This window comes from Mycobacterium sp. (assembly GCF_049647605.1).
Classification (GTDB): Bacteria; Actinomycetota; Actinomycetes; order Mycobacteriales; family Mycobacteriaceae; genus Mycobacterium.
The window spans coordinates 1-5,390 of the sequence record NZ_JBARXZ010000189.1; the positions used below are offsets into that span (position 1 = coordinate 1).

General features: G+C 68.2%; 7 protein-coding genes. 3 read left to right on the forward strand and 4 right to left on the reverse strand.

Annotated elements, in window-relative coordinates; translation table 11 throughout:
- From WBB07_RS24245 to WBB07_RS24260, 4 genes are all read right to left on the reverse strand, one after another.
- On the reverse strand, positions 1 to 1,243 hold a 1,243-nt coding region (locus WBB07_RS24245), incomplete at its 3' end, for a heavy metal translocating P-type ATPase (RefSeq protein ID WP_526311362.1).
- A complete protein-coding gene (locus tag WBB07_RS24250; protein WP_201029645.1) occupies positions 1,240 to 1,653 on the reverse strand; it encodes an ArsR/SmtB family transcription factor in 414 nt (137 codons plus the stop codon). The genes WBB07_RS24245 and WBB07_RS24250, both read right to left, overlap by 4 nt.
- Positions 1,654 to 1,670: 17 nt before the next feature.
- The gene (locus WBB07_RS24255; RefSeq protein WP_062660283.1) at positions 1,671 to 2,645 is read right to left on the reverse strand and encodes a sterol desaturase family protein; all 975 of its coding nucleotides are present in this window, start codon (positions 2,643 to 2,645) and stop codon (positions 1,671 to 1,673) included.
- A 48-nt stretch (positions 2,646 to 2,693) separates the two neighbouring features.
- Positions 2,694 to 3,461 (reverse strand): helix-turn-helix domain-containing protein, encoded by a 768-nt coding sequence (locus WBB07_RS24260; protein WP_419125625.1) that lies wholly within the window; start codon positions 3,459 to 3,461, stop codon positions 2,694 to 2,696.
- A gap of 123 nt (positions 3,462 to 3,584) precedes the next feature.
- Here WBB07_RS24260 and WBB07_RS24265 point away from each other — a divergent pair, with 123 nt between their 5' ends.
- From WBB07_RS24265 to WBB07_RS24275, 3 genes are all read left to right on the forward strand, one after another.
- The gene (locus WBB07_RS24265) at positions 3,585 to 4,205 is read left to right on the forward strand and encodes a class I SAM-dependent methyltransferase (protein ID WP_419125579.1); all 621 of its coding nucleotides are present in this window, start codon (positions 3,585 to 3,587) and stop codon (positions 4,203 to 4,205) included.
- Positions 4,205 to 4,822, forward strand: coding sequence for a methyltransferase family protein (locus WBB07_RS24270; protein ID WP_419125578.1), 618 nt, complete (start codon positions 4,205 to 4,207; stop codon positions 4,820 to 4,822). Before WBB07_RS24265 ends, WBB07_RS24270 begins: the two co-directional genes overlap by 1 nt.
- A 137-nt stretch (positions 4,823 to 4,959) precedes the next feature.
- Positions 4,960 to 5,286 (forward strand): ATP-dependent DNA ligase, encoded by a 327-nt coding sequence (locus tag WBB07_RS24275; protein WP_526311365.1) that lies wholly within the window; start codon positions 4,960 to 4,962, stop codon positions 5,284 to 5,286.
- Positions 5,287 to 5,390: the final 104 nt, after the last annotated feature.

Here is a 5,390-nt window from a genome sequence, read left to right on the forward strand (position 1 = left end):
GGCGGATGGTGTGCCCGTCGCGGTGGCCGGTGAGCCCGGCGCCGGTGACGGCCTCGACGTCGGTGGCAGGGGTGACGTCATCGACGGCGGCGAGGATCGCCGCGGCCAGCGGGTGCTCGCTGCGCGCTTCCAAGGCGGCCGCCACATCCAGCACCTGGGCGCGGGTGGCGCCGTTGGTGGCGGCCACGTCGATCACGGCGGGCCGGTTCGCGGTGAGTGTGCCGGTCTTGTCCAGGGCGACGCCGCGGATCTTGCCCAGCCCTTCCAGTGCCGCGCCGCCCTTGACCAGCGCACCGAGCTTGCTGGCGGCGCCGATGGCGGCCACCACGGTGACCGGCACCGAGATCGCCAGGGCGCACGGTGAGGCGGCGACCAGCACCACCAGGGCCCGCTCGATCCAGGTGGCCGAGTCGCCGAGCAGGCTGCCGATCACCGCGATCAGCGCCGCGACGATCATGATCCCGGGCACTAGGGGTTTGGCGATGCGATCGGCCAGGCGTTGGGAGGCGCCCTTGCGGGACTGCTCGGCCTCCACGATGCGCACGATGCGGGCCAGTGAGTTGTCCTCGGCGGTGGTGCTGACCTCCACCTCGAGTGCCCCGGTGCCGTTGATCGACCCGGCGAACACCTCATCACCGGGCCCGACCTCCACGGGAACTGACTCGCCGGTGATGGCCGAGACATCCAGCGCGGTGCGACCGTGGCGGATGATGCCGTCGGTGGCGACACGCTCACCGGGCTTGACCAGCGTCCGGTCACCAATCTGCAAATCCGCAGGCGCGACGGTCTTTTCGGCGCCGTCACGCAGCACGGTGGCCTCGTCGGGGACCAGCGACAATAGCGCGCGCAGTCCGCGGCGAGTGCGGGCCAGCGAGTACTCCTCCAGTCCCTCACTGATGGAGAACAGGAAGGCCAGCATGGCGGCCTCACCGACCTCGCCGAGGATCACCGCGCCCACCGCGGCGATGGTCATCAGCGTGCCGACCCCGATTTTGCCCTTCGCCAGCCGCTTCAGGGTGGACGGCACGAAGGTGTAGGCGCCGGCCAGCAGCGCCACCGCTTCCAGCGCCAGGACTACCGGCTCGGCGGCGTCGAGGAACCCGGCGATCACCGCTGCCAGCAGCAACACTCCCGAGAGGGCGGCGAACTGCAGTTCTTTGATCTGCCAGAGCCGCTCGGGCTCGCGGTCCTGCTCGTCGGCGCCGCGGGGTTCGCCGTTGCCGCAGCCGCATGCATCGCTCATCGGCGGGTCTCCTGCGTACCCCTCGTCGCGCCGGTGCGGGCGCGGGTGCCGTAGGTGGGGCACAGCGCCACCTGGTTGCCGGTGGCGGCCAGCAGGGTTTCGGCCGAGGCGAGCAGATCGAGCAGCTCAGGGCGGGTCAATGAGTAGAACACCTGCCGGCCTTCGGGGCGGCCGCTGACCAGGCCGCAGTCCCGCAGGCACGCCACATGAGCCGACACCGTGGATTGCGCCAACCCCAGCTCCCCGATCAGGTCGACCACGCGGGCCTCCCCGTCGGCCAGGCGGCGCACGATCGCCAACCGGGCCGAGTCGGAGAGGCTGTGAAACAGTGCCACCGCGGCATCCAGATTCGAACTCCCCGAGGCGCTGCCGGTGAGGCAGCCGTCCGCTTCCACCTTATTCATCGCCATATGACGATGATAGCCGGTCAGCAGCGATACTTCGAGGCCGGGTCTGGGACCGACGTCTCCGCCGCGCCGTTCGTCGTCGGGGCCATGGACTTCACGGCGCAGCCGCCGTTGTGGGTGAACGGGTAAATCATCTGGCGCAGGTAACTGCTGGGGTAGTCGGGCTTGGCGGCCATGCCCAGCTGGGTCGAGTCGAAGCGGCGGGTGGGGTCGTAGGAGAAGGTGCGCATCAGGTGGTCCCACACCAAGGTGAACAGCCCGAAGTTGACATCACCGATGCCGGCCCATTTGAGGTGGTGGAAGCGGTGGCCTTCGTTGAGGGCCAGCACGTACTTCGCCGGGCCGATGCGGTAGTCAGCGTTGGAGTGCTGCAGCAGCAGCTGGATCGCCACCGCCAGGGCCAGAGCGGAGGCCACGTCGACGGGCAGCCCGATCAGGATCAGCGGTGCCACCCCGGCGGCCATCTCCACGGTTTGGTGCAGCGGGTGTTTCATCAGACCGTTGAGGCCGTAGAAGCGGGTGATGCTGTGGTGCACCGCGTGGAAGCGCCACAGGAACCCGACTTTGTGGCTGGCCAAATGCACCACGGTGATCCCGAAATCGGCAACCAGGACCGCGGCCAGGACTTGTGCGACGAATGGCCAGCTGTGCGGCCACAACTGGGGTGCCGGGACGATCGCGGCCAGCAGCGGGATGGCGGCGACGCTGGCCAGGATGAGGGTTTCGTTGACCGCGACGTGGATGCGGTCACGGGTGCTGTCGGCGCGGTCGTGGTTCCACTGCGGGTCATACGGGATGACCCGCTCCACCACGAACGCCGTCGCGATCGCGGCCGCCAGAATGATCAGCAGCCAGTACTTCGGTGCGCCGGCGGCGGCCACGGCGATGCCCGCACCGTTGAGGCCGATCAGCAGGAACGGCACGTAGCCGTAGCGGGCCACCGCCTGGACCGCAGTGATCACCCTCGTCAATGGCGGAGAAGAAGTCGTACCCATGCCCTGAATCGTCGCGGCCACCGCCGCGACGAGGCTTGAATGATTCGGCTACCCGCTGTCGAGATCCCAGGACACGTGTCGGCTCAGCACCGAGGGTGGCAGGCCAAACATCTCACGGGTGGTCCGGGTCAGGTGAGCGCTGTCAGCGAACCCCGCCCCGTGCGCGGCGCCGGTCAGATCATCCCCGGCCTGCACGCGGATGATCGCGATCCGTAACCGCGTCCACAGCACGTACCGCCGCAGCGGGATGCCGACCTGCTCGGTGAACAGATGCGTTAACCGGCTCGCCGAAAGGCCAACCAGGGCAGCCAGTTCCGTGCCGCTGACCGGTCCCGCCGCCACCAGGTCGGGCAGCAGCCGCAACGCGTCATCGATGGCGGGATGCCGCACCGCGGTGCCGTTGTCGGCCGTGGCGGGCGCCAGGTGCGCAATCAGCTCGTCCACCACCGCGGCCAGCGCGCGTCGACGGGTCGAACTCAGCACCGGGGTGACGATCCACCCGGACCGCACGGCACGGGAGTGTGCGGCCTGTCCCGGCGCGGACTCCGGCTCCAGGAACACCACCGTGCCCGCCTGGGCGCCGACCTCGATCCGGTGCGGCGCGTCGGCGGGCACGACCACCTTCGTTCCCCGGTGCCGCGCGCCGTGATCATCGAGCACCGTCAGCGCCGTTGTCGCGGTGATGACCTGCACCGCATGGTGAGCGTGAGCATCGGTGGAGCCGATCGACCCCGCGAAAGCCAACACCCCCGGCCGCAGCAGCGCCGCCCCACCCCAGCGCGGTCCGGCCGCTGCATCACCACCACGCCTATTCATCGTCACTAAACGATGATAGCGTTCGCCATAGATCGTTTATGGGCGATGCCACCGATGAAGTCCGATCATCCGGACGCTGTGGCGGCCTCGGCCTTGTGAGTGGAAGGAGTCCTGCGAGTGTTGATGAATCGAGCGGAAACAGCCCTGATTAACTCGCCGCCTCGGCGCTGGCTGCAACGCCTCTATGAGGTGCCGGTACTGCTGAGCTTCGGCGGTCGGCTTCCCCCAGGCAGCAGAGCCCTCGAAATCGGCTGCGGATCGGGCTACGGCTCGCAGCTGATGCTGCAGCGCTTCGGCGCCGCGCAGGTCGACGCGATCGACCTGGACCCGGCGATGATCGCGCGGGCCCAAGCCCGGCTCGCCCCCTACCGCGACCGGGTGCACCTGGCCACCGGCAGCGCCACCGATCTGCGGGCCGCGCTCAACGCCGACGACGGCAGCTACGACGCGGTGTTCGACTTCGGGATCATCCATCACATTCCCGACTGGCGCGGCGCGGTCGCCGAAGCCGCCAGAGTGCTCTCCCCCGGTGGGCGGTTCTACTTCGAAGAAGTCACTTCACACGCTCTCAACCGCCCCACCTACCGGCGGTTGTTCGACCACCCCACCGAGGACCGGTTCACCGCCGAGGACTTCCTCGACCAGATAGGCCGACACGGCCTGGTCATTCTCGGATCGGTGACCCGCATCCAGGGCGACTATCTGCTCGGCGTTGCCGCCAAGCCGCTTCCGGGCCGTCGCTGATGGCCGCCGCGGCGCTGGCCCTGTTCGTGGTCATGATGCTGCTCGCCGGGGCGCTGCGCACCCTCATCCAGCGCCGCCGCACCGGTGACAGCGGCAACCGGCGCACACTGTCACCGCGCGGCTCGCTGGGCTGGTCAGCACTCACCGCCACCGACCTCGGCTACCTCATGGTCGGTGTCGGCGGCCCGCTGGCGCACTGGCTGGGACTAACGCCCATAAGCACGCTGCAGCACCCTTCCATTCACGTGCTCGGCGTGGTCCTGGCGGTCCTCGGCATCCTGGCCACCTTCGGCGCGCAGATGGCGCTGGGCGCGTCCTGGCGCATCGGAGTGGACCGAAGTGAACGCACCGCACTCGTTACCAGCGGCCCGTTCCGGTGGGTGCGCAACCCCATCTTCACCGCGGTGCTAGTCACCCTCCTCGGCCTAGTGCTCATGGTTCCCAACCCCGTCGCACTCATCGGCTGGGTCATCGCCCTCACCGGCATCCAAACGCAAGTACGACTGATCGAAGAGCCCCACCTCCACCGTGCCCACGGCGAGACCTATACCCGCTACGCCGCCGGCGTCGGACGGTTCCTGCCCGGCCTGGGGCGCCTCCGTATCCGGTCCGCGTGACCATCGGAACGCACAAGTCTTGGCTCGCATGAGCGCGCGGACTGAAAAGGCACACTGGTGAGGTGAAGCGGCCCAGGACCGATATTCGAACACCGGTGCCGCCGGCACCGATGTTGGCTACCGCGGGACAACCTCCGGTGGGTGATGACTGGATCGTCGAGCCCAAATTTGACGGGGCTCGATGCGCTGCGCGGATCGGCGGTGGGCGCGCTGAGTTATTCAGTCGCCAGGCCAACAACGTGTCGGCTGCCTTTCCCGACGTGGTGTCGGGGTGCTCGGCATCGAGCGGACGTGACGTCATTCTCGACGGTGAGATCGTCGTGTTGGACGACCGGACGCGACCCAGTTTCCAGCTGCTTCAGCGGCGTTTGCCCGTGGCAAGGCCTCCACAGTCGCTGCAGCGCCGCTTACCCGCGCGCCTGGTGGTCTTCGATGTTCTGCACTTAGCCTCGATCCACCGATGAATTGGCTGGTCATGGGGTGTCGGAATGAGGAAAGTGCCCTCTGAACTGGAATGATTGGTGTTCTCTACGCAACAATCATGTCCGGCAAGAAAGGCACTTCCGGT

Excerpts from the sequence above, each read along its gene's own strand:
- WBB07_RS24250 (WP_201029645.1), bottom strand. The coding sequence starts at position 1,653 with ATGGCGATGAATAAGGTGGAAGCGGACGGCTGCCTCACCGGCAGCGCC.
- WBB07_RS24255 (WP_062660283.1), bottom strand. The coding sequence starts at position 2,645 with ATGGGTACGACTTCTTCTCCGCCATTGACGAGGGTGATCACTGCGGTC.
- WBB07_RS24260 (WP_419125625.1), bottom strand. The coding sequence starts at position 3,461 with ATGAATAGGCGTGGTGGTGATGCAGCGGCCGGACCGCGCTGGGGTGGG.
- WBB07_RS24265 (WP_419125579.1), top strand. The coding sequence starts at position 3,585 with ATGAATCGAGCGGAAACAGCCCTGATTAACTCGCCGCCTCGGCGCTGG.
- WBB07_RS24270 (WP_419125578.1), top strand. The coding sequence starts at position 4,205 with ATGGCCGCCGCGGCGCTGGCCCTGTTCGTGGTCATGATGCTGCTCGCC.